At 62.9% G+C, this 517-nt stretch carries 1 protein-coding gene; it reads right to left on the bottom strand.

The features are described from left to right. Nucleotides 1–221: 221 nt before the first annotated feature. Nucleotides 222–517, bottom strand: a 296-nt coding sequence (locus tag JaAD80_RS31220) for a hypothetical protein (RefSeq protein WP_219726816.1), incomplete at its 5' end; no start/stop codon positions are given.

Genomic DNA, 517 nt, shown 5'->3' with positions numbered 1-517 from the left:
CGTAGGTCGGATTAGCGCGCAGCGAGTAATCCGACATCACCAGCGGCCAACATTGTTGCCGGATTACGCAAGTAGCGCAGGCTTAAATGCCCGGCCAGCCAGGAAAGTGGCGTGCGCCGAAGCAGGCCGTAGGTCGGATCAGCGCGCAAGCGCGTCGTCCGACATCACCGGCGGCCAACGCAGTTGTCGGATTACGCACGGCTGCGCCGTGCTAATCCGACCTACGCGGTTCCGGCAGGGGCGCAGGCAAAGAGCACTTCAAACGGGCGGCAAGCTGCGCACTTTAGCGTGCCCGGCGTGTGTGCCGTAGGTCGGATTAGCGCGCAAGCGCGTAATCCGACATCACCAGCGGCCAACATTGTTGCCGGATTACGCAAGTAGCGCAGGCTTAAATGCCCGGCCAGCCAGGAAAGTGGCGTGCGCCGAAGCAGGCCGTAGGTCGGATCAGCGCGCAGCGCGTAATCCGACATCGACACCAGCCAGCACAGTTGTCGGATTATGCATGCCTGCGCGCGCA

This window comes from Janthinobacterium sp. AD80 (assembly GCF_002878455.1).
Classification (GTDB): domain Bacteria; phylum Pseudomonadota; class Gammaproteobacteria; order Burkholderiales; family Burkholderiaceae_D; genus Janthinobacterium.
This window is presented reverse-complemented; position numbering and strand designations above follow the sequence as displayed.